This window comes from Delftia sp. WSY_7, assembly GCF_043104845.1.
In the GTDB taxonomy this organism is placed as follows: domain Bacteria; phylum Pseudomonadota; class Gammaproteobacteria; order Burkholderiales; family Burkholderiaceae_C; genus Comamonas; species Comamonas tsuruhatensis.
This window is the reverse complement of the sequence record NZ_JBICLB010000035.1, coordinates 292,427-315,985: the sequence shown is the minus strand read 5'-3', so window position 1 is coordinate 315,985 and position 23,559 is coordinate 292,427. Positions and strand designations below refer to the sequence as shown.

Below are 23,559 nucleotides of genomic sequence, written 5' to 3'. Positions count from 1 at the left end.
CTCCCGAAGGGTGAGGAAGCTCCCCGGCTGTGCGGGGAGGCATCAGGGCGCAGCGAACTCAAGCGCTGGCGTCGCTGCCGGCAGCTTCGGCCGTGGAGAAGTTCACGGCGCGGCCGGGAACAATGGTGGAGATGGCGTGCTTGTAAACCATCTGGGTGACGGTGTTGCGAAGCAGAACCACGTACTGGTCGAAGGATTCGATCTGGCCTTGCAGCTTGATGCCGTTGACGAGGTAGATGGACACCGGCACATGTTCGCGGCGCAGCGCGTTCAGGAACGGGTCTTGGAGGAGTTGGCCTTTGTTGCTCACGATATTCTCCGTGTTCGAAGAGTGTTGTTGTAAACCGACACCTTACCACAGTGTTTTGGGCCCCCTGTCTGCACAAGGGTTTTCCCCAAATTCCGTGGCTTGTTATTTGTCCTTGTCGGCGAAAGGATTATGAGAGGTTTTCAACTCGATCCGCAACGGCGTGCCGACCAAATTGAATTCCTTGCGGAACCGCCCTTCGAGGAAGCGCTTGTAGGCCTCCGTCACATGCTCGAGCGAATTGCCGTGTATGACGATGACCGGCGGGTTCATGCCGCCCTGGTGCGCGTAACGCATCTTGGGTCGGTAGATGCCTGTCTTCTTGGGCGTCTGGAACTGCACGGCTTCCATCAGCAGGCGCGTGAGCACCGGCGTGGGCATCTTGCAGGTGGCTGCCTTGTGCGCCTGGATGATGGAGTTCCACAGCGGACCCAGGCCCTGGCGCTTTTCAGCCGAGATGAAGTGCATGGGAGCGAACTTCAGGAAGGACAGGCGCGTCTCGATCGAGCGCTCCAGCATCTGGCGCTGGTAGTCGTCCACCGCATCCCATTTGTTCACGGCCAGCACCACGGCGCGGCCGCTTTCCAGCACGTAGCCGGCAATGTGCGCATCCTGATCGGTCACGCCCTGCGTGGCATCGATGAGCAGCAGCACGACGTTGGCGCTCTCGATGGCCTGCAGCGTCTTGACGACGGAGAACTTCTCGATGGCCTCGAACACCCGCCCCTTGCGGCGCAGGCCTGCCGTGTCGATGAGTTCGAACTTCTGGCCGGCGCGCTCGAAGGGCACGGAGATGGCATCGCGCGTGGTGCCCGGCATGTCGAAGGCGACCAGTCGCTCCTCGCCCAGCCAGGTGTTGATCAGCGTGGACTTGCCGACGTTGGGGCGGCCGGCCACGGTGAGGCGAATGGGCTTCTGGGCCACATCGTCGAAGGGGTCGTCTTCCTCGGGTTCGGGCAGGTTGAGCTGGCCCAGGGCCAGGTCGACCAGGCCGCGCACACCCTGTCCGTGCGCGGCGGAAACCGGCAGCACTTCGCCCAGGCCCAGTTCGTAGAACTCGGTCAGCTGCACGCCTTCCTTCATGCCCTCGGCCTTGTTGGCCACGAGCACGCAGGGCTTGCCCAGACGGCGCAGGTACTTGGCGATGTCATGGTCCTGGGCAGACATGCCCAGGCGCGCATCGACGACGAAGACCACGACGTCGGCCTCGGCCACGGCCTGCTGCGTCTGGCGCGCCATCTCCTTGAAGATGCCGCTGGATGCATCAGGCTCGAAGCCGCCGGTGTCGATCACGATGTATTCGTGCTTGCCCTGGCGGCCCTGTCCATAGTGGCGGTCACGCGTGAGGCCCGCGAAATCCGCGACGATTGCATCCCTCGACTTGGTCAGCCGATTGAACAGCGTCGATTTGCCCACATTGGGTCGCCCTACCAGGGCAATAACTGGCTTCATTCCCGAAAATACCTATCAATCCGGCCGGAAGCCGTACACAGTTCCGCTGCGGCTTACCACCACCAGCGTATTGGCAGCCGATACCGGGGGCGAGGCCACACCGGAGTCGTCCGTCTTCAATCGTGCCAGCGCCTGTCCGTCCGTCTTGGACAGCAGGTGCACCACACCATAGTCATCACCAAACACCACCGAACGGCCCAGCATCAACGGCGCCGTCAGGCGGCGGTGCTGCAACTGGTCGATGGACCACACGCGCGAGCCGTCGCCGCGGCGCCAGGCCTGGACGGTGCCATTGCTTTCGGCGCCGAACACGGTCTCGCCATCGCCGTCGATGCCGTCGGCACCCTTGGACGGCTGGGTCCAGCGCACCGATGCATTTTGCGTATCCACACAGCCCGCGGCAGCCTGGAAGGCGCGCGCGCAGACGCTGTCGCCGACACGGCTGACGCGGCCGACGAGGTCCACCAGGCGCTCCACGTCATTGGTGCCGCGCGGGCTGGCCAGCGGGGCCTCCCAGCGCACGGCACCCGTGTCGGGATCGATGCCCACCATGCGGCCCGACAGGCCGGCCACCAGGGTGTTGCCCACGGCGATCAGAACGCCGGGCTGGCGCAGCACCAGGGGCTCGCCCGGGCGCTGTGTGGTCCACAGCTTGCGGCCGTTGGCGGCATCGAATGCGGCCAGCGAGCGGTCGGCCGCCAGCACGAAGACGCGGCCTCCCGCCACCAGGGGCGGCGTGTAGGCGGCTGCGGGCAGCGGCTGCTTCCACAGCTGCTTGCCTTGCGAGTAGACGATGACCTGGTTGCTGCGCGTGAGCACGGCCTGGCGCTGGGCGTCGCCACCCACGCCGGCAGTCAGCGGCTCGCCAACGGTGAAACGCGACAGCTGGCTGCCATTGCGCGCATCGAGGGCCGTGACGCTGCCGTCCTTGGCCGCGATCAGCAGCGTGTCACCCTGCACATGGATGTCGGTGGCCAGCGGCACTTCGGCGCCCAGCTTGGCCGTCCAGGCCTGGTGCACTGCCAGCAGGCCGGGGTTGGCCCCCAGTTCCTTGGGCTTGGGCTTGGTGTCGCTGCTGAACCACGAGGAGACCGTGGAGCAGCCGCCCAGGGCACCGGCCAGCAGGCCCAGAGCCATCCAGCGCGCAACGCCACGCGGGCGCGAGATTGCCATCAGTTGATCTGCCGAAGTTTTCAAGGTTGCTTCTCCGAGGTCGAAGTCTTGGCCTGTGCCAGCACGGTGGGCGTGGCGCCCAGGGCGTTGAGCTTGAATTCGATCAGGCGTCCGTAGTCCACGCCCTTGTCCAGGAGCGCATGGGCGCGCTGGTAGGCGTCGATGGCCTCGGCCGTCTTTCCCTGGGCCGCAAGAATGTCACCGCGGCGGTCGGCCACGATGCCGGCGAAGGATTCGGGCATGCTGCCATCCAGCGCCTTCAGGGCTTCGTCGTACTGCTTTTGCTGCTCCAGCACGGCGCTCAGGCGCAGCTTGGCCAGGGCCTTGTAGCCTTCGTCGCCCTTGTCGGCCACCCAGGTCAGGGCTGCCTTGGCATCATCGAGCCTGCCTTCGTCCACTGCAGCCTTGGCCAGCAGCAGGCCGGCCTGGGCTGCCTGCGTGGTGCCGGCGTACTTGTCCTTGAGATCGGCAAAGGCCTGGCCGGCGCGCGCCGCATCCTTGCCTGACAGCGCCACATCGACGGCATGCGCCAGAGCCGCAGCCTGGGTGGCCTGGCGCTTTTCCCAGTACTGGTAGCCATTCCAGCCGGCAAAGCCGACAAAGATGACCACGAGCACACCCGTGATCAACGTGCCCCAGGTATTCCAGAAATGCTTGAGCTGCTCTATCTGCTCTTGTTCTTCGAGATCGAAATGGTTTGCCATGAATCGCCTGTGTCGCCTTGTGTATGGAGGACGCCGCTGGAGCGGTGGCCTGGAAAGCTGCGGATGACGGTCAAACCGCCGATTGTAGGGTGGCAGCCCATTGGGCCGCATCGGCCAGGGCTTGCTGCACCTGCTGGCCCGTGCCGTCGCGCAGCGACTTGACGGTGACCAGGCCCTGCTGCAGCTCGTCGGAGCCGAAGATCAATGCGAAATGCGCGCCACTGGCGTCGGCCTTCTTGAACTGCGACTTCATGCTGCCCAGGCCTTCGGCGCTGGCCGCATGCATCTGCACGCGCACGCCGGCCTCGCGCAGTTGCTGCAGGGTGCGCAGGGCCACGGGCATGGCCGACACGTCGGGAACGATGGCGTAGGCATGCAGCGTGGGCGCGGGGATGTCGGCGCCCAGCTCCTTGACGAGCTCCAGCACGCGCTCCACGCCCAGTGCCCAGCCCACGGCCGGCGCGCTCTTGCCGCCCACCTGCTCGATCAGGTAGTCGTAGCGGCCGCCGGCGCAGATGGTGCCCTGCGCGCCCAGCATGTCGGTGATGAACTCGAACACCGTGAGGTTGTAGTAGTCCAGGCCGCGCACCAGGCGCGGATTCACGGTCCAGGGCACGCCATTGGCGTCCAGGATGGCCTTGAGTCCGTCGAAGTGGGCCAGCGAGCCCTCGCCCAGGAAGTCCAGCAGGCGCGGCGCCCCGTTGACCATGGCCTGCATGGCGGGATTCTTGGTGTCCAGCACGCGCAGCGGGTTGCTGTACATGCGGCGCCTGGCCTCCTCGTCCATCACGTCCTGGTGCTGCTCCAGGTAGGCGATCAGGGCCTGGCGGTGGGCCTGGCGCTCCTCGGGCTGGCCCAGGCTGTTGATTTCCAGGCGCCACTGCGTCAGGCCCAGCTGCTTCCACAGAGAGACGGCCAGCAAAATGAGCTCGGCATCGACATCGGGGCCGGCAAAGCCCAGGGCCTCGGCACCGATCTGGTGGAACTGGCGGTAGCGGCCGCGCTGCGGGCGCTCGTGGCGGAACATGGGACCCATGTACCACATGCGCTTGCCGCCGTCGTACAGCAGGTTGTTTTCGATGGTGGCGCGCACCAGGCTCGCCGTGCCTTCTGGGCGCAGCGTCAGGCGCTCGCCATTGAGCTTGTCCTCGAAGGAGTACATCTCCTTTTCGACGATGTCCGTCACCTCGCCGATGCCGCGCACGAACAGTTGCGTGTGCTCGACGATGGGCGTGCGCACGTTGCGGTAGGCAAAGCGCGCCATCAGCTCGCGCACCTGCGCCTCCAGCCATTCCCAGCGAGCGGACTCGGCGGGAAGAATGTCGTTCATGCCTTTGACGGCGGAGAGTTTTTCGGGTTTGGCCACGTTGTTCTCGTTCGATGAATGCTCGGAAACAGGAGCGGACCCCGCCTTTTGCGCTCCATGCCCCCACGCGCATTCCGCGTGAGACCCCATGAAACAAAGCGTGGTGTGCTATCTATTTTGCAATAACTGCAATGCCTGGCGCAGCCGCTCAGGCGGGTGCGGCAGCGGTGGTGCCATAGGTGCGCGCCACATAGTCTTCGACCAGGGTCTGGAATTCCTCGGCAATGCGCTCGCCGCGCAGCGTCAACGCCTTCTCGCCGTCAATGTAGACGGGGGCAGCGGGCGCCTCGCCCGTCCCGGGCAGGCTGATGCCGATATTGGCGTGCTTGCTCTCGCCAGGGCCGTTGACGATGCAGCCCATCACGGCCACCTTCATGGCCTCGACGCCGGGGTACTTCATGCGCCACAGCGGCATCTGGCCGCGCAGGTAGTCGTCGATGCGCTTGGCCAGCTCCTGGAAGGTGGTGCTGGTGGTGCGGCCGCAGCCAGGGCAGGCCGTGACGCTGGGCACGAAAACGCGCAGGCCCAGGGCCTGCAGGATTTCGGAGGCAACCACCACTTCCTGCGTGCGCGCCTCACCGGGCTGGGGCGTGAGCGAGACGCGGATGGTGTCGCCAATGCCTTCCTGCAGCAGCACGGACAGCGCGGCGGCCGAGGCCACCGTGCCCTTGGTGCCCATGCCGGCCTCGGTCAGGCCCAGGTGCAGCGCATAGTCGCAGCGCTGCGCAAGGGCCCGGTAGACCGAGATCAGGTCCTGCACGCCGCTGACCTTGCACGACAGGATGATGTTGTCGCCGTTCAGCCCCATGGACTCGGCCAGGCGCGCGGAATCGACGGCCGAGGAGATCAGCGCCTCGAACATGACCTGGCGCGTATCCCAGGGCTGGGCGCGGCGCGAGTTCTCGTCCATCAGGCGCGCCATCAGCTCCTGGTCCAGCGAACCCCAGTTGACCCCGATGCGCACGGCCTTGTCGTAGCGGGCTGCCGCCTCGATCATCTGGCCGAACTGCCTGTCCTTTTTCTCGCCCTTGCCGACGTTGCCGGGGTTGATGCGGTACTTGGACAGCGCCTCGGCGCAGGCCGGGTATTCGGTGAGCAGGCGGTGGCCGTTGTAGTGGAAGTCGCCCACCAGCGGCACGTACTCGCCCATGCGGTCGAGCTGCTCGCGGATGTAGGGCACGGCAGCGGCTGCCTCGGGCGTGTTGACGGTGATGCGCACCATCTCCGAGCCGGCCTGGGCCAGCTGGCGCACCTGTATGGCCGTCTCGACCGCGTCCACCGTATCGGTGTTGGTCATGGACTGCACGCGCACAGGCGCATCGCCGCCCACGGTGACGACATTGTTGCGCCAGACCACGCGGGCCTGGCGGGACTTGCGCGGCAGCGGCGAGGCAATCGCTATCGGCTGCTGCGTGGATAGGAAATCTTGCACGGTCACTTCACCTCAAAGCGGGCCACGTTGTCACGGGTGGTCTTGGCCACTTCCAGCAGCTCACCACGGACGCGCACTTCGGTGCCGCTGGCATTGCCGACGATGACAGACAGCGGCAGCGCACCTTCGGCGCCAACCGACTCACCTGCCGCCAGCGTCTTTTGCAGCACCACGCGGCCGTTGGCATCCTTGACCTGCACCCACGATTGTGCGCTGGCCTTCATGACCAGCACGCCACCAGGCGTTTGCGCGGCCTGGGTTGCAGGAGTCGCCGCTGCGGCATCGGCGGGCACATCGCCAGGCACGCCGGCTGCGGGAGCCGCTGCTGCAGGCGCCTGGACGGCTGGCGTTGTTGCAGGCGCTGCAGGTGCAGGTGCAGGTGCTGCAGGCGCCGCCCCTTCGGAGGCTGGCGCTGTCACTGCGGGCGCCACAGGCTCCTGGGCAGCCACGGGCTCGGACACGGTTGCGGCCGGCGACACCAGGGCAGCGGCGTCGGAAGAGCCGGCCTGCGGCTCCTCGGCATCGCCTTCGTGCTTGGGCAGGAAGTACACGGCGGCGGCGGCCGCCAGCAGCAGCAGCACGATGATGGCGACCTTGCGCGAACCGTTTTCGCGGCCCAGCGGTGTTCCGGTGGCCTTGAAGGAGCGCTCCTTGAACGTGGCATTGATGCTGCCGCGATCATCGGCCAGGCTCTTGAGCTGGGTGCGCGGCAGTAGGGCCAGCACCGAGGCCGAGTCCACGCGCAGCGTGCGGCAGACGCTTTGTGCCAGGGCCCGCATGAAGACATGGTCCTGGAAGGCGGCATAGTCATCCGCCTCCAGGGCCTCCAGCTTGGGTGCCGGCACCTTGAGCGCCGCCGCCAGTCCGGCCAGCGACAGGCCTGCCGCCTCGCGCGCCTGGCGCAGCAGCGTGCCCGCCGTCATGGAAGTTTTGGCGTTCTCGCCTTGCGTACCTGCTTCGTCATGCACCGCCAACACCTCACTCATTGAATGCTCCACGCTCGTAGGCCAGCCATTGGCGGGACTCCGGGAAGCGCTGGTGCAGCTGGTCGGCCAGCTGCCGCATCGCTGCAGATTGCTGCAGCGCCCTCTCTATCTTGATGCCCAGCCACAGGCTTTCCGCGTTGGACTGGGGGCTGCTGTTGAGGCGGCGGATGTAGAACTGCGCCCTCTTGGCGTCGCCCCCCTGCAGCATCACATTGCTCAGGTGATAGGCTATCACCGGGTTGGCGGCATCGAGTTCATAGCCCTTGAGCAGCGCCTGCTGGGCCTCGACCAGCAGACCGGCCTGCTGCAGGCACAGCCCCTTGGCCATCCATGTCTTGGGACGCTCCAGGTAGCCGGGCTGGGCCAGTGCCTTGTCCAGCCATTCCTGGGCCTGCACATACTGCTTGCGCTGGCACAGCAGCCATCCGTAGTTGTGCTGCAGGTCACCGTCCTGGGGGCGCAGCGACATGGCCTTGCGCAGGCTGGCATCGGCCTGGTCCCAGTCCTGGTTGCGCATGTAGATCAGGGCCAGCAGTCCATAGCCATCGGCGGAACCGGGGTCGGAGGCCAGCGCCTGGTTTACCTCTTCCAGGGCCACATCGATGCGGCCGGCCTGGAAGTAGGAAGCCGCCAGCTCCAGGCGAATGGCCGCGCGGCGACGGGGATCGACCTCGGCGGCCGAGGCCATCGAGGCATTGGAGACGGACGAAGCATTGCCGGAGCCTGAATTCGCCGAAGGCACCAAAGGTTGCTTGCCGGCGCAGCCGGCCAAGGCAAGGACCAGCACCGGCACTGCCCAGCGCATGCATCCACCGATACCCCCCGATCGCAGCCGCCGAGCCACTGACTTCATGAACTGTCCCTTTGTTCCGTAGGTCCTCTCAAGGCATCTGCTTGAGAACAATGGTGCGCTGCTTTGCCATGCGCTCGGCAGCGCGCGTGCGGTCCTTGACATCGCCAGCCAGTTGTCCGCAGGCTGCGTCGATGTCGTCGCCACGTGTCTTGCGCACCGTGGTCACAATGCCGGCATTGCTCAGCAGGCTGGCGAACTCCGTCACCCGCGCTGCAGGTGAACGCAGCAGGCCCGAGGCCGGGAAGGGGTTGAACGGAATCAGGTTGAACTTGCACCAGCTGCGGCCGTCGCCACGTGCGCGGACCAACTCTATCAGTTGGCGCGCATGCTCGGGCTGATCATTGACGCCATCGAGCATGCAATATTCGAACGTGATGAAATCGCGCGGCGCGAACTCCAGGTAGCGCTCGCAGGCATCGAGCAGCTCGTGGATGGGGTACTTGCGGTTCAGCGGCACCAGCGGGTCGCGCAGCTCGTCGTTGGGCGCATGCAGCGACACGGCCATGGCCACGGCGCAGTCCTGCGACAGCCTGTCGATCATCGGGACCACGCCCGAGGTGGACACGGTCACGCGGCGGCGCGAGAGGCCGTAGCCATGGTCATCCAGCATCACGCGCAGCGCCGGCACCAGGGCCGTGTAGTTCTGCAGCGGCTCGCCCATGCCCATCATCACCACGTTGGAGATGACGCGCTCGCCGCCCGTGCCCAGGCGCTTGCGCAGCGCATGCTCGGCATACCAGAGCTGGGCCAGGATCTCGCCCGTGCTGAGGTTGCGGCTGAAGCCCTGGTGACCCGTGGAGCAGAAGCGGCAGCCCACGGCACAGCCGGCCTGGGACGACACGCACAGCGTGCCCCGGTCATCTTCGGGAATGAAAACGGATTCGACGGCATTGCCGCCCCCCACGTCGAACAGCCACTTGACCGTTCCATCGGCAGACACATGCTCAGTCAGAACCGGCAGGGCCGTGATGTGGGCACGCGCCTTGAGCTTTTCGCGCAGGGACTTGGCCAGATCGCTCATCTGGTCGAAATCGCTGGCGCCTCGCTGGTGGATCCAGCGGAACAGCTGCGTTGCGCGGAAACGCTTCTCGCCGAGCTGTTCGCAATAAGCGGCCAGTCCGTCGAGATCAAAATCTAGCAAATTGGTATTCATGTCGGCAGGCCGGTGCCACGCCGCTCTCGGCTCTTCCGCGGCAGGCATGGCCTGCACCGGACAGACCATGACGGCCGCGGAAGACGCGGGGATCAGCGCGAGTAGACGTTCATGCCGGGGAAGAAGAATGCCACTTCCACGGCTGCAGTTTCAGCGGCGTCAGAGCCGTGCACGGCGTTGGCGTCGATGCTGTCGGCGAAGTCGGCGCGGATCGTGCCCTTCTCAGCCTTCTTGGGGTCGGTGGCGCCCATCAGTTCACGGTTCTTCAGGATGGCGTTCTCGCCTTCCAGGGCCTGGATCATCACGGGGCCGGAGATCATGAAGTCCACCAGGTCCTTGAAGAAGGGACGCTCCTTGTGGACGCCGTAGAACTGCTCGGCTTCGCCGCGCGACAGGTGCACCATCTTGGCGGCGATGACCTTCAGGCCGGCGGCCTCGAAGCGAGCGTAGATCTGGCCGATCACGTTCTTGGCAACGGCGTCGGGCTTGATGATGGAAAGAGTGCGTTCGATGGCCATTTGAATGGTTCCTAATCAGGGTTACTATGGATTTTTGTCAATTGGACAAAACCGTTGATTCTAGCTGTGCCATCAAAGTCCTTGATGACATGGTGCTGCCAAAGGGGAGGCTGACCGCCGTATTTCAGCGGCGCCCTCCCGGCTTGCGCTTGGCGTTCTGGCGTGCACGCGACAGACTGTCGGAGCCGATGTAGCCCACCGATGTACGCATCGGATCGGGCTGCTGGCTGCCGCCTGTCTTGCCCCGCCCGCCTGCACCGCCCTGCCCTCTGCCCTGGCCGCCGTCCGCCTTGCCACCCTTGGCAGCGGGCTTGGCACGCGGGCCGTCCAGCATGGCATTGGGTGCCGGGCGATTGCCGTCGAAATAGCGGCCGCCGCCTTCGCGGCGGACGGTGTTGCGGTCGGCCGGGCCACCACGGCGGCCTCCGGCCGCGGGCTTGGGTGCAGCAGGCGCACGCGCCTGCATGCCTGCCGCGGAGGCCAGGGACTGGATGTCGGCCTGGTCCAGCTCCACCCAGGCGCCGCGCTTGAGGCCGCGCGGAAGCACCATGGCGCCATAGCGGATGCGGATCAGCCGGCTCACGGCATGGCCCACCGCCTCGAACATGCGGCGCACTTCGCGGTTGCGGCCTTCGGAAATGGTCACGCGGTACCAGCAGTTGGCGCCTTCGCCGCCGCCATCCTCGATGGAGCCGAAGGCGGCCACGCCGTCTTCCAGCTGCACGCCATCGGTCAGGCGCTGCTTTTCTTCCTTGCTGAGCGCGCCCAGCACGCGGGCCGCGTACTCGCGCTCCAGGCCGAAGCGCGGGTGCATCAGGGAGTTGGCCAGCTCGCCCGAGCTGGTGAACAGCAGCAGGCCTTCGGTGTTCAGGTCCAGGCGGCCAACGGACTGCCATTTGCCATGCTGCAGGCGCGGCAGCTTGCGGAACACCGTGGGGCGGTTCTGGGGATCGTCGTGCGTGACGACTTCGCCCACGGGCTTGTGATAGGCGATGACACGCGCCGGCGGCGGATCGATGCGAAAGCGGATGGGCTGGCCGTTGACCTTGATCTGGTCGCCGAACTGGATGCGCTGGCCCACGTGGGCAGGCTCGTTGTTGACCGAGATGCGGCCTTCAAGAATGAGCTGCTCCATTTCAAGGCGCGATCCCAGCCCGGCCTGGGCCAGCACCTTGTGCAGCTTGGGCGAATCGACCTGGGGCAGCAGCACGCGCTTGGCAGGCGCGGCATCGTCGCGCTCTTCGGCGGCGTCGAGCTCGCCCGAGATGACGTCCGCAAAACCGTAGCCTTCGGCAGACCCTGAGTCGCTTGACTCTGATGCATCAGCCGTCACCAGCTCCTGCACGGTGTCTTCGGCAGGCACCGCCTCGGCCGCCGGGCGCGGCTTGCGCGCAGGCCTGGCGCCAGGCCGGGACTCGGCCTTGGGAGCGCGCGAGCGCGCGGGGCGGGCCTTGCGCTGTGCGCCAGCCTCGTCGGACGCCGGCTGGGCGTCCTGGTCCTTGGAGATATCACTACCCGTCATGGCTTTCCTTCTTCGGCCTGCAGTGCAGCGCCGTCCGTATCCGTTGTGTCTGTCGTATCCGCGGTGTCCGCTTTTTCCGCTGTGTCTGCGGTCTGCGCAGCTTCTGCGGCACTCGCGGCATCTGTCCCATCCGGTGTCTCAGCCTCGCCCGAGGGCGCCTCTGGCAAGAGAGCGGCAAGGGCGTCGTCCTCACCGTCCTCACCATCCTCGACCAGCTCCGGCAGCTCCGTCTCATCGGCCTGCAACGGCACCTGATCCAGCAATTCCTCGCCCACGTCCTGCGCGCCGATGACTGGCGGCACTTCGTCGGGACCCCAGCCTTCGGTCGGCGGGGCGTCACCGGCTGGCGCACTCTCTTGCACCTCAGGCTCGCCCGACTCCTCCAGCGCCTTGAACAGGCTTTGCTGGGATTCAGGCTCCTCAAGCATGGGCAACTGGTCCAGCGACTGCAGGCCCAGGTCGTCCAGAAACTGGCGCGTGGTGGCAAACAAAGAGGGCCGGCCCACGGTTTCCCGGTGGCCAATCACCTCGATCCAGCCCCGGTCTTCCAGTTGCTTGATCAGCAGGCTGTTGACCGTCACACCACGTATGTCCTCGATATCACCGCGCGTCACCGGCTGACGGTAGGCGATGATGGCCAGCGTCTCCAGGGTCGCACGGGTGTAGCGTGGCGGCTTTTCGGGATGCAGCCGGTCCAGGTACACCCGCATCTCGGGCCGGCTCTGGAAGCGCCACCCGGACGCCACCTGCACAAGCTCCACGCCCTTTTGCGCCCAGTCCTTCTGCAGGTCCAGCAGCAGGTCCTTCAGCGTGTCGGAGCCCAGCACGTCATCGAACAGCGAGCGCAGCTCACGCAGCGTGACAGGCTGCGGCGCGCAGATCAATGCAGTTTCCAGGACCCGCTTGGCATCTACCGTATTCATGGCTCAGCGTCTCGGGAACAAAGGCGCGCGTACCACCAGGGGTGGCAGCCAGGGTGCGCCGAATCAAAGAAGAGGAAGCAAGCGCTCCACAGATGCCATGCGAGAGATGGTCAGAGGCTTTCGGCGGGATTGTAGCTCAGCCCCCAATTTTCCAGCGCCTGCGCCATGTCGGCGGGCAGCGGCGCATGCAGCACCAGGGCCTGGCCCGTCATGGGATGGGTGAAGGCCAGCCGGAAGGCGTGCAGGGCCTGGCGCGTCATGCCGCCAGCGTCCTTGCCGCCGTAGACGGCATCGGCCACCAGCGGATGACCCAGAGAGGCCATGTGCACGCGGATCTGGTGGGTGCGGCCCGTATGCAGCGTGCAGCGCACCAGGCTGACTTCTTCGTTGCCGGCCAGCAGGTCGATGTCGGTGCGCGCGGTCTTGCCGGCATGCTGGGCCAGGTCGACCACGGCCATGCGCAGGCGGTTGCGCGGATCGCGGCCGATGGGCGCATCGACCTCGCGGTGCTTGCGCGGGCCCCAGGCCTTGTGGGCCAGCGCCAGGTACTGCCGGCTGACATCGCGTGCGGCGATCATGGCCACCAGCGCATCCATGGCGGCGCGGCTGCGCGCCACGACCATGAGGCCGCTGGTGTCCTTGTCCAGGCGATGGACGATGCCGGCGCGCGGCACCTCGCGCGCCTTGGGGTCGCGCCCCAGCAGGCCGTTGAGCAGGGTTCCCGTCCAGTTGCCGGGCGCCGGGTGCACGACCAGGCCAGCCGGCTTGTTGACGACCAGCAGGTGCTCGTCCTCATGCACCACGTCCAGCGCCATGTCCTCGGGCTGGAAGGCCATGCTCTGCTGCGTGGGCCGCATCTCCAGCACCATGCGGTCGCCGGCCGCGACCTTGGCGGAAGGCTTGCCCAGCACACGCCCGTTGAGGGTGACCGCGCCCTGCGCAAGCAGCTGCTGCAGATAGCTGCGCGAGAACTCGGCCACGCATTCGGCCAGCACCTTGTCGGCGCGCAGGCCATGCTGGGCGGGCGGCACGGTGATTTCGCGCAGCTCGGCGGCGGCGGCCTCGACCTCGCCACCTTCGGCGTCGGCCTCGTCCTGGCCCTCGACCGATTCCGGCAGCGGTTCGCCGGGCGCAGAAGAAACAAGCCCCTGCGGGGCAGGGGCTTGTCCGGTTTGCCTGGTGCTGCGGCTCATCAGCGCGAAGGCAGGTAGCGCGAAGGATCGACAGGCTTGCCCTGGCGACGCACCTCGAAGTGCAGCTTCACGCGGTCGGCGTCGGTGCTGCCCATCTCGGCAATCTTCTGGCCCTTGCGCACGGTCTGGTCCTCCTTGACCAACAGCGTCTGGTTGTGCGCGTAGGCCGTGAGGTAGGTGTTGTTGTGCTTGAGGATGATCAGGTTGCCATAGCCACGCAGGCCGGCGCCGGCATAGACCACGCGGCCATCGGCAGCGGCCATCACGGGGTCGCCGGCCTTGCCTGCGATGTCATAGCCCTTGTTGCGCGCCTCGTCGAAGCCGGCAATCAGGCTACCCGAGGCAGGCCAGATGAAGTCCACATCGTCGGCTCCCTTGCCGGCTGCGGGTGCAGGAGCCGGTGCCGGGGTCGGCGCGGGTGCAGGCGTTGCGGTGGAGCTGCCAGACGATGCCGAGGATGCCACGGGCGGCAGCGGCGTTGCCACCACCGGCGAGCCGCTGGGCGTGGAAGAGGAGGACGAGGACGACGACGAAGAACGTGTGCTGCCACTGTCCGAACTTGCCATGGACGAGCTGGTCGGCGGCACGACGCGAACCACCTGACCGACTTCGATCAGATTGGGGTTCTCCAGATTGTTCCAGCGCGCGATGTCCTTCCAGCTTTGGCCGGTCTCCAGGCCGATGCGGATCAGCGTGTCACCAGGCTTGATGGTGTAGTAGCCGGGCTTGCCGGCGTTCTCGACGCCGGGCAGCGGCTTGACGGCCGCCGATGGCGAGGAAGAGGTGGAAGTGGAGGTGGATGTTCCGCGGTCCTCCACGGGAGCCCTGTTCACTTGGGATGTGCAGCCTGCCAGAACCATGCCGGCCAGCACCACCGTTCCCCAAGCCCCAAGACTTCGCGATACCAACATAAGTTATTCCCTTCTAGGCGATGCCCGATTTTAGGGGGACAAAGTTCACGGCCTCCAAAATCGATTGCGTAAACCCGTGTGAACTCTTGTCAATCACCAGCAGTGCCTGCTTACCCCCCGTAACCACCATGGGCGCGACAAGCCGCCCGCCCACGGCCAGCTGGTCGCACCAGGCCGAGGGCATGCTCTCGCCGCCGGCGGCCGAGATGATGCCCGCGTACGGAGCGCCGCTGCCATAGCCTTCCATGCCGTCTCCAAAGATCAGATGGACATTGGTCAGGCGCCAGGGCCGCAGGTTGCTGCGCGCCTTCTCGTGCAGGCCGCGCAGGCGCTCGATCGAATAGACCTCGCGTGCCACGCGCGCCAGCACGGCCGCCTGGTAGCCGCAGCCGGTGCCGATCTCCAGCACGCGGCCCAGGCCCGACTTCGCGGCCTCCGAACCCAGCAGCAGCTCGGTCATGCGGGCGACCACGCTGGGCTTGGAGATCGTCTGGCCCAGACCGATGGGCAGGCTGGTGTCCTCATAGGCCTGGTTGACCAGGGCGCTGTCCACGAAGCGGTGGCGCTCCACCGCTCCCATGGCAGCGAGCACGGCCGGCGACTGGATGCCGGTGGCGGCCAGCCGTTGCACCATGCGCGCGCGCACGGCGGCCGAATCCATGCCGATGCCCGAGGGCTGTTGCGGGGCACGGGCGGCGGCGGCGGTGGCCAGCGCGGAGCGCGCGGGCACCGCGCGCGAGGCCGGCGCAGGGTTCTGCACCGAGCGCGCCACCCAAGAGGGAACTCCGGGACGGCGCTCGCTCACGGTTGCACCGCCCCGCCCTGGGCAGGCAGCACGGCCTGACTGGCCGATGCCAGCCTGGCCGCCGTCTGCGCCCAATAGCCCAGGTTGTCATGGTCGGTCAGGTCCACCTTCAGCGGCGTGACAGACATGTGGCCGTGGGACGTGGCGTGGAAGTCCGTGCCCTCCGAGTCATCCATGGCCGCGCCTGCGCTGCCTATCCAATACATCATTTCGCCGCGCGGGCTCTCCTGGGTGATGACGCGCTCGGCCGCATGGCGGCGGCCCAGCCGGCACAGCTTGAGCGGCTTGAGCGCGGACAGCGGCATGTTGGGAATGTTCACGTTGAGCAGCCAGGGCGACAGGCCGATCAGTTCCTGCGACTGCATGTCCATGACCAGCTGGCGCGCGGCGGCGGCGGCGGCCTCGATCTCGGACCAGCCCTTGTCCACCTGGGAGAAGGCAATGGCGGGAATGCCGAAAAGAAAGCCCTCCATGGCCGCGCCGACGGTGCCCGAGTAGATGGTGTCGTCGCCCATGTTGGCGCCGTTGTTGATGCCGGAGACCACCAGGTCGGGCCGGTAGCCCAGCAGGCCGGTCAGGGCGATGTGCACGCAGTCTGCCGGCGTGCCGTTGACATAGCGGAAACCGTTGTGGGCCTGGTGCACGTACAGCGGTGCATTCAGCGTCAGGGCGTTGGACTTGGCACTGTTGTTGTGCTCCGGCGCCACCACCTCGACGTCTGCCACCGTGCGCAGCGCCTCGTACAAGGCCTGGATGCCGGGCGCCTGGTAGCCGTCGTCGTTACAAATGAGAATCTTCATGGATACAGCAGGGATTGCGGGCGATTGTAGGCGGGCGTCTCGTCGCCCGAGGGACAGGAGGCATTCCCGCCACACTCCTATCATCGGCCAGGCATTCAATCACAGGAGACAACCACCATGCACGCTTGGCTTTGCACAACGCCCACGGGCGTCGATCAACTGCAGTGGACGCAGCTGCCCACACCCGCGCCGGGCCCTGGACAGGTACTGCTCGAAGTGAAGGCGGCCAGCCTGAACTTCCCCGATCTGCTGATCGTGCAGAACAAGTACCAGATGAAGCCTGAGCTGCCGTTCGTGCCGGGTTCGGAATACGCGGGCGTGGTCCAGGCCGTGGGCGAAGGCGTGAGCCACCTCAGCGTGGGCCAGCGCGTGGCCTGCCTGTCGGGCACCGGGGGCTTTGGCACCCATGCGCTGGCACCGGCCGCGCTGTGCATGCCGCTGCCCGATGGATTCAGCTTCGTCGATGCAGCGGCCTTCATCATGACCTATGCCACCTCGCACCATGCGCTGATCGACCGTGGCCAGCTGCGCGAGGGCGAGACCGTGCTGGTGCTGGGCGCGGCAGGCGGCGTGGGCACGGCCGCCATCCAGATCGCCAAGGCGGCAGGCGCGCGCGTGATCGCGGCAGCCTCCACCGACGAAAAGTGCGCGCTGTGCAAGGCCCAGGGCGCCGATGCCACCATCAACTACAGCCAGGGCGACCTGCGCGCGGCCATCAAGGAGGCCACCGGCGGCAAGGGCCCCGACGTGGTCTACGACCCCGTGGGCGGCGACTTCGCCGAGCCCGCCTTCCGCTCCATCGCCTGGCGCGGCCGCTATCTGATCGTGGGCTTTGCCGCTGGCCCCATCCCGGCCCTGCCGCTGAACCTGCCGCTGCTCAAGGGCGCATCGCTGGTGGGCGTCTTCTGGGGCGAGTTCTCCCGGCGCGAGCCCAAGGCCAACGCGGCCATGATGCAGGAGCTGGCCCAGTGGTACGGCCAGGGAAAGATCAAGCCCGTGATCGACCGCACCATGCCCATGGCCGAGCTGCACGCGGCCTACGCACGCATGGGATCGCGCCAGGTCCAGGGCAAGCTGGTCATGGTCAACGAGCAGTGAACCGGGCGCCGGCCATGCCACACTGGAGGGCATTGCATTCTGAAACAACTGCCCACCCATGGCCGAGCGCTCCGCTTCCGAACTGGCACGCGAAACCCTGCGGCAACTGGCGCTGAACCGCCTGCCGCCCACCCCGGAAAACTACACCCGCCTCTATGAGCAGGCAGCCGGCGAACCCGGCCCCGCCAGCTTTCCCCAGGGGCCGCTGCGCCACGTCCATGCGCTTTTGCCTGCGCAGACGCCCGGACAGAAGCGCCTGCGCGACCAGTTGGGCGCCGCCATAGAGCGCAGCGACTGGCAGGGCCTGCAGCAGGTCATCACCGCCTATGCCAACGCGGCCCTGCAGCCGCCAACCCATGAGGCCAGGCCCGTGGAATTGCCCGTGCCGCCGCCCCTGCAGGCTTTGCCCGAGGATCTGACGCAGCAGCTGGCGCGGCGCTTCGAGGCCTTCTTTGCGCTGCTGAACACCCAGGAAGCCAAGACCCGGCAACTGCATCAGCAGCTCATGGAACAGCTGCAGGCACCGCCCGTGGACGCCAAGGCCCTGGCGCGGCGCCTGCATGACCAGCACTACCAGCTGTCGTTCTCCATTGCCGACCAGCTCCAGGTCCTGCAGCTGGTGCAGGAGCTGCTGCAGACCCTGATCCAGCATCTGGCCCAGGACCCCACGCACGGCAGCTGGCTGGTGCCGCAGCTCACGGCCATCGAGCAGGCCATCACGCCGCCGCTGTCACCCGCGCCCCTGGTGGATGCGCGGCGCGAGCTGCAGACCGTGATCCACCGGCGCATGCAGCTGCAGGACGGCATGGCCGCCGCGCAGCAGGCGCTCAAGGACATGCTGGGCGGCTTCGTCCAGCATCTGGCAAAGATCACGAGCAGCAACGAAACACTGGGCGCCCGCATGGAGGAAGCCGCGCGCCAGCTGGACGGCATCCAGCGCCTGGAGGATGCCGCCCCGCTGCTGCAACAGGTGCTGGAGGCCACCCGCACCATGGCCGCCGGCAGCCGCGTGGCCCAGGAAGAGCTGCAATCGCTGCGCAGCCATGTCGATGCCTGCGAGGCGCGCATAGAGGCCCTGCAGCAGGAACTGGACGAGGCCGCGCGCCGTGCACGCCACGATCCGCTGACCGGCCAGCTCAACCGCCTGGGTGTGAGCGAGGCGCTGGACCGCGAGGTGGCGCGCGCCCAGCGCCATGGCCAGCCGCTGAGCGTTGCCCTGCTCGACATGGACGGCATGCAGGCCCTCAACGCCGAGCTGGGGCATGCCACGGGCGATGCCGCCCTCATCCATGTGGCCCAGCTGGCACGCCAGGGACTGCGTCCCGAGGACGTGGTGGGCCGCTATGAAGGCCAGGCCTTCGTGCTGCTGCTGCCGCAGACCCCGGAGACGGCGGGCGCCCAGGCACTGCAGCGCCTTCTGCAGCTGCTAGAGCAGGCGCCTTTGCCCGTATCTGCTCAGCCCCCCGGCCAGCCCGCACCCCGGCCCCTGAGCTTCAGCGCGGGCGTGGCCCAGTTGCAAAGCCACGAAAACGGCATGGACGTGCTGCGCCGCGCCGACACCGCCATGCTGCAGGCCAAGGAGCGCGGCAAGCACTGCATTGCCACGGCATCAGGCGCACAATGGCAGCCAGTTGGAAATGCAGGCGCCGGCCTTTGATCCACCCAGGGCCACGCCCCGTCTTTCCCCGCTTTTTTGCGCCACCTGCCCCGAACCGCCATGCACCTGCCCTTCCGCGCCTCCGTCCCTGCACCGCGGCGCCAGTTTCTGGTCGGCTCGGGCCTGGCCACGGCGCTGGGCCAGTTGCCCGCATGGGCCCGCCTGGGCGAACGGCCTGCGCACAACCCCTTCACGCTGGGCGTGGCCAGCGGCGACCCCGAACCCGACAACGTGCTGCTGTGGACGCGGCTGACGCCGCCGCTTGCACAGCTGGGCGAGACCGACACCACGGCCATGCCTGCGCTCAAGATCCGCTGGGAGCTGGCGCACGACCCGCTGTTCCGCCAGATCGTGCGCAGCGGCGAGGCCATGGCCCAGCCCGAATGGGGCCACGGCGTGCATGTGCAGGTGGGGGGACTGGCGCCCGACCGCTGGTACCACTACCGCTTCATGCTGGGACAGGCGGTCAGCGGCACGGGCCGCTGCCGCACGGCGCCCGCCCCCGGCAGCATGCCGCAGCGCCTGCGCCTGGCCTATGCCTCCTGCCAGCGCTGGGAGCACGGCTACTACGCGGCCTGGCGCCAGGTGGTGCAGGATGCGCCGGACCTGGTGATCTTCCTGGGCGACTACATCTACGAATACGCCACGCCCGCCATGACGCTGGGCCTGGCCCGCACGCACAACCTGCGCGCCGCACAGACCCTGCAGGACTACCGCGACCGCTACGCCCTGCACAAGAGCGACCCGCTGCTGCAGGCCGCGCATGCCCTGTGCAACTGGTCCGTGGGCTGGGACGACCATGAGGTGGAGAACAACTACGCGGGCGACCAGGGCCAGGGCGATGCCGCGCGTTTCCTGGCCCGGCGCATGGCCGCCTGGCAGGCCTTCTACGAGAACATGCCGCTGCGCGCCAGCGCGCTGACGGGCGCCGGGGCATCGCATGGCGGCGGCGGACTGCAGCTGTACCGCAGCCTGCAATGGGGCCGGCTGGCCCGGCTGCATCTGCTGGACGGCCGCCAGTACCGCAGCGCCCAGGCCTGCCGCATCGAGGGCGAGGCAGACAAGGGCAGCGTGCGCCCTGCGCAATGTGCGGCCCTGTCGGACACGGCGCGCAGCTTCCTGGGCTGGACCCAGGAGCAGTGGCTGTACCGCCAACTGGCCGAGGACGCCCGCCACCAGGGCAGCGAGGGGCCGCGCTGGAGCATCCTGGCCCAGCCCACCCTGCTGTCGGCGCACCGGCCGCCCTCGGGATCGCAGGCCACGGACAGCTGGGACGGCTACCCGGCCGCGCGCCAGCGCCTGGTGCGCCACCTCACGCCGGGCGCCCAGCCCACGCCGCGCAACAGCGTGCTGCTGGGCGGCGACCTGCACCAGAACTACGTCTGTGCCGTGCACGCCGATCCCGAGGCCGCGCCCGAGCGGCGCAATCCCGTCGTGGCCAGCGAGTTCTGCAGCACCTCCATCACCTCGCGCAGCGGCACCACCCAGGCCAAGGTCGATGCCATCGTCGACCACAACCCTCAGGTGCTGTACGCACGCTGCGAGGAACGCGGCTACGGGCTGGCCGACATCACGCCCGAGCGCTGGACCAGCGAGCTGCGCGCCGTGGCCAACCCGATGCGAGCCGACAGCCGCATCTACACGCTGGCCCGCTTCACCGTCGAGGACAGGCGGCCCGGCCCCGTAGCCAGCTGACAGGGCACTGACGCAAGGCACGACCAAAGGGCACTTTCAGCAGGCCTGGCAATCAGTGGCTATCCTGACATCGCCCCCCGGCATGCCGCCTATCGTATGGTGCGCTGCCTTGCCCCGCCCACCGGAAAACGGAAGCCATGCACCTGACTTTCAGCGCCTACTACACCCTGATCTTCGCCGCCCTCGTCCTTTTGCTGGGCAAATGGCTGGTACGGCACCTGCGCCTGCTGCGCGAATTCAACATCCCCGAGCCCGTGGCCGGCGGCCTGGTCGTGGCCGTCGCCCTGTTCGTGCTCAACCAGACCCTGGGCTGCACCTTCAGCTTCAGCAGCGAGCTGCAGATGGCCTTCATGCTGGTGTTTTTCTCGTCCATCGGGCTGAGCGCCAATTTCGCCAAGCTGCGCGAAGGCGGCCGTTCGCTGCTGCTGTTCCTGGCCGTGGTCGCCGTCTTCATCAGCCTGCAGGATCTGGTCGGCGTGAGCCTGGCCAAGATGCTCGGGCTCGATCCGCTGTTCGGGCTGATCGCAGGCTCCGTCACCCTGACGGGCGGCCATGGCACGGCAGGTGCCTGGGGCCAGGTTTTCGAGCGCGAATACGGCATCCAGGGCGCGGTCACCCTGGGCATTGCCTGTGCCACCTTCGGACTGGTGATCGGCGGCCTGATCGGCGGCCCGCTGGCCAAGGCCCTGATCACGCGCCGCAGGCTTGCCGTGCATGACCCCGCAGCCGCCCCCGAAAAACAGCCCCCGCTGGGCGAAAGCGCAAGCCACGGCGGCTTCGAGAACCCCGAGCAGACGCGCCTGATCACCACCAGCGCGGCCATAGAAACACTGGCCCTGTTCGCGGGCTGCCTGGGCTTTGCCGAGTTCATGACGCAATTCACCGCCGGCACCCTGTTCTCCCTGCCCACCTTCGTCTGGGCGCTGGCCGGTGGCGTCCTGATCCGCAACACGCTGGACTATGTCTTTCACTTCCAGGTATTCGACCGGGCCATCGACGTCTTCGGCAATGCCTCGCTGTCCATCTACCTGGCCATGGCCCTGCTGTCGCTCAAGCTGTGGGAGCTGGCGGGGCTGGCGGCACCGCTGATGGTGATCCTGGCGGCCCAGACCCTGGTGATGGGCCTGTACGCCGCGCTGGTGACCTTCCGCATCATGGGCAGCAACTACGATGCGGCCGTGCTGGCCGCCGGCCACTGCGGTTTCGGCATGGGCGCCACGCCCACGGCCGTGGCCAACATGCAGGCCATCACCAACCAGTACGGCCCCTCGCACAAGGCCTTTCTCATCGTCCCTATGGTGGGCGCCTTCTTCGTCGACATCGTCAATGCCACCGTGATCCAGCTGTTCATACGCTGGCTGCACTGACCACTACGAACACCGAACGCACCATGCCCCTGCTGCGCCGCGCCCTTGCCACCACCCAGGCGCTCGTCCTGGCCCTGCTGCTGGCAGGCTGCAGCCTGCCGCCGCTGGCCGGCCGCAGCGAATCCACGGCACTGCCGCCCGAGGCCGCCCAGGCCACGCTGCTGGGCCAGGCGCTGGCACCGCTGCTGGACCAGCATCCGGGGCTCACCGCAATCCACGCGCTGTCCGATGCACGCAATGCCTACGCCGCGCGCGCCCTGCTGGCCCGCGTGGCGCAGCGCACGCTGGATGTGCAGTACTACATCTGGCGTGACGACACCACGGGCCACCTGCTGCTCGACGAACTGCGCCAGGCCGCCGACCGGGGCGTGCGCGTGCGCCTGCTGCTGGACGACGGCGGCACGGCGGGGCTGGACACCCAGCTCAGCGCGCTGGACCGGCATCCGCAGATCGAGGTACGGCTGTTCAACCCCTTTGCGCAGCGCACGCCCAAGGCGCTGGGCTATGTGACGGATTTCTCGCGCACGCAGCGGCGCATGCACAACAAGAGCTTCACGGCCGACAGCCAGGCCAGCATCGTGGGTGGACGCAACATCGGCGACGAGTACTTCGCGGCCACCGACGGCGTGCTGTTCGCCGACCTGGACGTGGTCGCCATGGGGCCGGTGGTGGCCGATATCGCGCACTCGTTCGACCAGTACTGGGCCAGCGCCTCGGCCTACCCCGTGGCCAGCCTGCTGCCGCCGCTGCCCGACTATGCGGTGGCGCGCGCCAGCGAGGCCCTGGCCACCGAGGTGCAGCGCCCCGAGGCCCAGGCCTATGTGCGCGCCGTGGCGCAAAGCCCGTTCACGCAAGAGCTGCTGGCCGGCCGCCTGCCACTGCAATGGGCCCGCGCCACCCTGGTCAGCGACGACCCGGCCAAGGTGCTGGGCCAGGTGCCCAAGGAGGGCCTGCTGATCACCCAGCTGACCCCGGCCATCGGCCAGCCGCAGCGCCAGCTGGACCTGGTCTCGCCCTACTTCGTGCCCACCGAGGCCGGCGTGCGCGCCCTGGCCAGCCTGCGCCGCCAGGGCATTGCCGTGCGCGTGCTCACCAACAGCCTGGAGGCGACCGACGTGGCCGTGGTCCATGCCGGCTATGCCCGCTACCGGCGCCCGCTGATCGAGGAAGGCGTGCAGCTGTACGAGCTGCGCCGGCAGATCGGCAGGCAGGACGACGAACCCAGCCCGGGCCCGCGTTCGCCCGCAGCGGCATCGGCAGGGAAAGCGGGGGTGGGCTCAGGCAGCCGCCCCGGCAGCTCGGGCTCCAGCCTGCATGCCAAAACCTTTGCGGTCGATGGCGAGCGCATCTTCGTGGGCTCGTTCAACTTCGACCCGCGCTCGGCCCACCTCAACACCGAGATGGGCCTGCTGATCGACAGTCCCGAGATGGCTTCGCAGATGAGCCGCATGCTCGACCAGAGCCTGCCGTCCGCCGCCTACCACGTGCAGATCGATGCACAGGGCCGCCTGAGCTGGACCACGGAAAGCGGCACGCCGCCTGAGCCACTCACCACCACCACCGAGCCCGGCAGCAGTGCATTCAAGCGCCTGATGCTGCGCGTGCTGGGCTGGCTGCCCATCGAGGGGCTGCTTTGATGCCGGG

At 67.5% G+C, this 23,559-nt stretch carries 21 protein-coding genes; 5 read left to right on the top strand and 16 right to left on the bottom strand.

Annotated elements, in window-relative coordinates; translation table 11 throughout:
• Nucleotides 1-58 precede the first annotated feature (58 nt).
• The 16 genes from hfq to surE all read right to left on the bottom strand — a co-directional run bounded on the left by hfq (nt 59) and on the right by surE (nt 16,098).
• Nucleotides 59-310 carry an RNA chaperone Hfq gene (hfq, locus tag ACF8ME_RS21180; RefSeq protein WP_012206813.1) on the bottom strand — a complete coding sequence of 84 codons (252 nt, stop codon included), beginning with the start codon at nt 308-310 and terminating at the stop codon, nt 59-61.
• Between the two features lie 102 nt (nt 311-412).
• The gene (der, locus tag ACF8ME_RS21175; protein ID WP_016447555.1) at nt 413-1,759 is read right to left on the bottom strand and encodes a ribosome biogenesis GTPase Der; all 1,347 of its coding nucleotides are present in this window, start codon (nt 1,757-1,759) and stop codon (nt 413-415) included.
• 15 nt (nt 1,760-1,774) lie between these two features.
• Nucleotides 1,775-2,932 (bottom strand): outer membrane protein assembly factor BamB, encoded by a 1,158-nt coding sequence (gene bamB, locus ACF8ME_RS21170; RefSeq protein ID WP_392418089.1) that lies wholly within the window; start codon nt 2,930-2,932, stop codon nt 1,775-1,777.
• Nucleotides 2,933-2,952: 20 nt separating this feature from the next.
• Nucleotides 2,953-3,636 (bottom strand): tetratricopeptide repeat protein, encoded by a 684-nt coding sequence (locus ACF8ME_RS21165; protein ID WP_016447557.1) that lies wholly within the window; start codon nt 3,634-3,636, stop codon nt 2,953-2,955.
• Nucleotides 3,637-3,706: 70 nt separating this feature from the next.
• Nucleotides 3,707-4,966: a histidine--tRNA ligase gene (gene hisS, locus ACF8ME_RS21160; RefSeq protein ID WP_212646543.1), complete on the bottom strand. Its 1,260-nt coding sequence runs from the start codon at nt 4,964-4,966 to the stop codon at nt 3,707-3,709.
• Nucleotides 4,967-5,150: 184 nt separating this feature from the next.
• A complete protein-coding gene (ispG, locus tag ACF8ME_RS21155; protein WP_047472013.1) occupies nt 5,151-6,434 on the bottom strand; it encodes a flavodoxin-dependent (E)-4-hydroxy-3-methylbut-2-enyl-diphosphate synthase in 1,284 nt (427 codons plus the stop codon).
• Nucleotides 6,435-6,436: 2 nt separating this feature from the next.
• Complete coding sequence (locus tag ACF8ME_RS21150) at nt 6,437-7,420, bottom strand: RodZ domain-containing protein (protein WP_126310673.1); 984 nt, start codon at nt 7,418-7,420, stop codon at nt 6,437-6,439.
• The gene (gene pilW, locus ACF8ME_RS21145; RefSeq protein ID WP_174538864.1) at nt 7,413-8,273 is read right to left on the bottom strand and encodes a type IV pilus biogenesis/stability protein PilW; all 861 of its coding nucleotides are present in this window, start codon (nt 8,271-8,273) and stop codon (nt 7,413-7,415) included. Before pilW ends, ACF8ME_RS21150 begins: the two co-directional genes overlap by 8 nt.
• A 28-nt stretch (nt 8,274-8,301) precedes the next feature.
• Complete coding sequence (rlmN, locus tag ACF8ME_RS21140) at nt 8,302-9,426, bottom strand: 23S rRNA (adenine(2503)-C(2))-methyltransferase RlmN (RefSeq protein WP_017404144.1); 1,125 nt, start codon at nt 9,424-9,426, stop codon at nt 8,302-8,304.
• Between the two features lie 92 nt (nt 9,427-9,518).
• Complete coding sequence (gene ndk, locus ACF8ME_RS21135; protein ID WP_016447563.1) at nt 9,519-9,944, bottom strand: nucleoside-diphosphate kinase; 426 nt, start codon at nt 9,942-9,944, stop codon at nt 9,519-9,521.
• Nucleotides 9,945-10,068: 124 nt separating this feature from the next.
• Complete coding sequence (locus tag ACF8ME_RS21130) at nt 10,069-11,466, bottom strand: pseudouridine synthase (RefSeq protein ID WP_017404143.1); 1,398 nt, start codon at nt 11,464-11,466, stop codon at nt 10,069-10,071.
• Complete coding sequence (scpB, locus tag ACF8ME_RS21125; protein ID WP_392418087.1) at nt 11,463-12,389, bottom strand: SMC-Scp complex subunit ScpB; 927 nt, start codon at nt 12,387-12,389, stop codon at nt 11,463-11,465. The genes ACF8ME_RS21130 and scpB overlap by 4 nt, the downstream gene beginning before the upstream one ends.
• A 110-nt stretch (nt 12,390-12,499) precedes the next feature.
• On the bottom strand, nt 12,500-13,582 hold the full coding sequence (locus tag ACF8ME_RS21120) for an RluA family pseudouridine synthase (protein ID WP_392418086.1): 1,083 nt from the start codon (nt 13,580-13,582) through the stop codon (nt 12,500-12,502).
• Nucleotides 13,582-14,493: a peptidoglycan DD-metalloendopeptidase family protein gene (locus ACF8ME_RS21115; protein WP_016447567.1), complete on the bottom strand. Its 912-nt coding sequence runs from the start codon at nt 14,491-14,493 to the stop codon at nt 13,582-13,584. The genes ACF8ME_RS21120 and ACF8ME_RS21115 overlap by 1 nt, the downstream gene beginning before the upstream one ends.
• A gap of 13 nt (nt 14,494-14,506) precedes the next feature.
• Nucleotides 14,507-15,298, bottom strand: coding sequence for a protein-L-isoaspartate(D-aspartate) O-methyltransferase (locus tag ACF8ME_RS21110; protein ID WP_392418084.1), 792 nt, complete (start codon nt 15,296-15,298; stop codon nt 14,507-14,509).
• The gene (gene surE / locus ACF8ME_RS21105) at nt 15,295-16,098 is read right to left on the bottom strand and encodes a 5'/3'-nucleotidase SurE (RefSeq protein WP_016447569.1); all 804 of its coding nucleotides are present in this window, start codon (nt 16,096-16,098) and stop codon (nt 15,295-15,297) included. Before surE ends, ACF8ME_RS21110 begins: the two co-directional genes overlap by 4 nt.
• 117 nt (nt 16,099-16,215) lie before the next feature.
• On the opposite strand from surE, the gene ACF8ME_RS21100 reads away from it, so the two are divergent.
• The 5 genes from ACF8ME_RS21100 to ACF8ME_RS21080 all read left to right on the top strand — a co-directional run bounded on the left by ACF8ME_RS21100 (nt 16,216) and on the right by ACF8ME_RS21080 (nt 23,552).
• Nucleotides 16,216-17,196 (top strand): NADPH:quinone oxidoreductase family protein, encoded by a 981-nt coding sequence (locus tag ACF8ME_RS21100; protein WP_392418083.1) that lies wholly within the window; start codon nt 16,216-16,218, stop codon nt 17,194-17,196.
• 58 nt (nt 17,197-17,254) lie between these two features.
• Nucleotides 17,255-18,853: a GGDEF domain-containing protein gene (locus ACF8ME_RS21095; protein WP_392418081.1), complete on the top strand. Its 1,599-nt coding sequence runs from the start codon at nt 17,255-17,257 to the stop codon at nt 18,851-18,853.
• Nucleotides 18,854-18,913: 60 nt separating this feature from the next.
• Nucleotides 18,914-20,548 (top strand): alkaline phosphatase D family protein, encoded by a 1,635-nt coding sequence (locus ACF8ME_RS21090; protein ID WP_392418080.1) that lies wholly within the window; start codon nt 18,914-18,916, stop codon nt 20,546-20,548.
• A 137-nt stretch (nt 20,549-20,685) separates the two neighbouring features.
• Nucleotides 20,686-21,915, top strand: a complete 1,230-nt coding sequence (gene gltS, locus ACF8ME_RS21085; protein WP_016447573.1) for a sodium/glutamate symporter — start codon at nt 20,686-20,688, stop codon at nt 21,913-21,915.
• Nucleotides 21,916-21,938: 23 nt separating this feature from the next.
• Nucleotides 21,939-23,552 (top strand): phospholipase D family protein, encoded by a 1,614-nt coding sequence (locus tag ACF8ME_RS21080; protein WP_392418078.1) that lies wholly within the window; start codon nt 21,939-21,941, stop codon nt 23,550-23,552.
• Nucleotides 23,553-23,559: the final 7 nt, after the last annotated feature.

Bases quoted from the DNA above. Each gene is read 5' to 3' on its own strand.
- ACF8ME_RS21080 (WP_392418078.1), top strand. From the start codon at position 21,939: ATGCCCCTGCTGCGCCGCGCCCTTGCCACCACCCAGGCGCTCGTCCTG.
- ACF8ME_RS21090 (WP_392418080.1), top strand. From the start codon at position 18,914: ATGCACCTGCCCTTCCGCGCCTCCGTCCCTGCACCGCGGCGCCAGTTT.
- surE (WP_016447569.1), bottom strand. From the start codon at position 16,098: ATGAAGATTCTCATTTGTAACGACGACGGCTACCAGGCGCCCGGCATC.
- hisS (WP_212646543.1), bottom strand. From the start codon at position 4,966: ATGAACGACATTCTTCCCGCCGAGTCCGCTCGCTGGGAATGGCTGGAG.
- ndk (WP_016447563.1), bottom strand. From the start codon at position 9,944: ATGGCCATCGAACGCACTCTTTCCATCATCAAGCCCGACGCCGTTGCC.
- gltS (WP_016447573.1), top strand. From the start codon at position 20,686: ATGCACCTGACTTTCAGCGCCTACTACACCCTGATCTTCGCCGCCCTC.
- pilW (WP_174538864.1), bottom strand. From the start codon at position 8,273: ATGAAGTCAGTGGCTCGGCGGCTGCGATCGGGGGGTATCGGTGGATGC.
- bamB (WP_392418089.1), bottom strand. From the start codon at position 2,932: ATGGCAATCTCGCGCCCGCGTGGCGTTGCGCGCTGGATGGCTCTGGGC.
- der (WP_016447555.1), bottom strand. From the start codon at position 1,759: ATGAAGCCAGTTATTGCCCTGGTAGGGCGACCCAATGTGGGCAAATCG.
- rlmN (WP_017404144.1), bottom strand. From the start codon at position 9,426: ATGAATACCAATTTGCTAGATTTTGATCTCGACGGACTGGCCGCTTAT.
- ACF8ME_RS21150 (WP_126310673.1), bottom strand. From the start codon at position 7,420: ATGAGTGAGGTGTTGGCGGTGCATGACGAAGCAGGTACGCAAGGCGAG.
- ACF8ME_RS21095 (WP_392418081.1), top strand. From the start codon at position 17,255: ATGGCCGAGCGCTCCGCTTCCGAACTGGCACGCGAAACCCTGCGGCAA.
- ACF8ME_RS21130 (WP_017404143.1), bottom strand. From the start codon at position 11,466: ATGACGGGTAGTGATATCTCCAAGGACCAGGACGCCCAGCCGGCGTCC.
- ACF8ME_RS21120 (WP_392418086.1), bottom strand. From the start codon at position 13,582: ATGAGCCGCAGCACCAGGCAAACCGGACAAGCCCCTGCCCCGCAGGGG.
- ACF8ME_RS21100 (WP_392418083.1), top strand. From the start codon at position 16,216: ATGCACGCTTGGCTTTGCACAACGCCCACGGGCGTCGATCAACTGCAG.
- ACF8ME_RS21115 (WP_016447567.1), bottom strand. From the start codon at position 14,493: ATGTTGGTATCGCGAAGTCTTGGGGCTTGGGGAACGGTGGTGCTGGCC.
- ACF8ME_RS21165 (WP_016447557.1), bottom strand. From the start codon at position 3,636: ATGGCAAACCATTTCGATCTCGAAGAACAAGAGCAGATAGAGCAGCTC.
- scpB (WP_392418087.1), bottom strand. From the start codon at position 12,389: ATGAATACGGTAGATGCCAAGCGGGTCCTGGAAACTGCATTGATCTGC.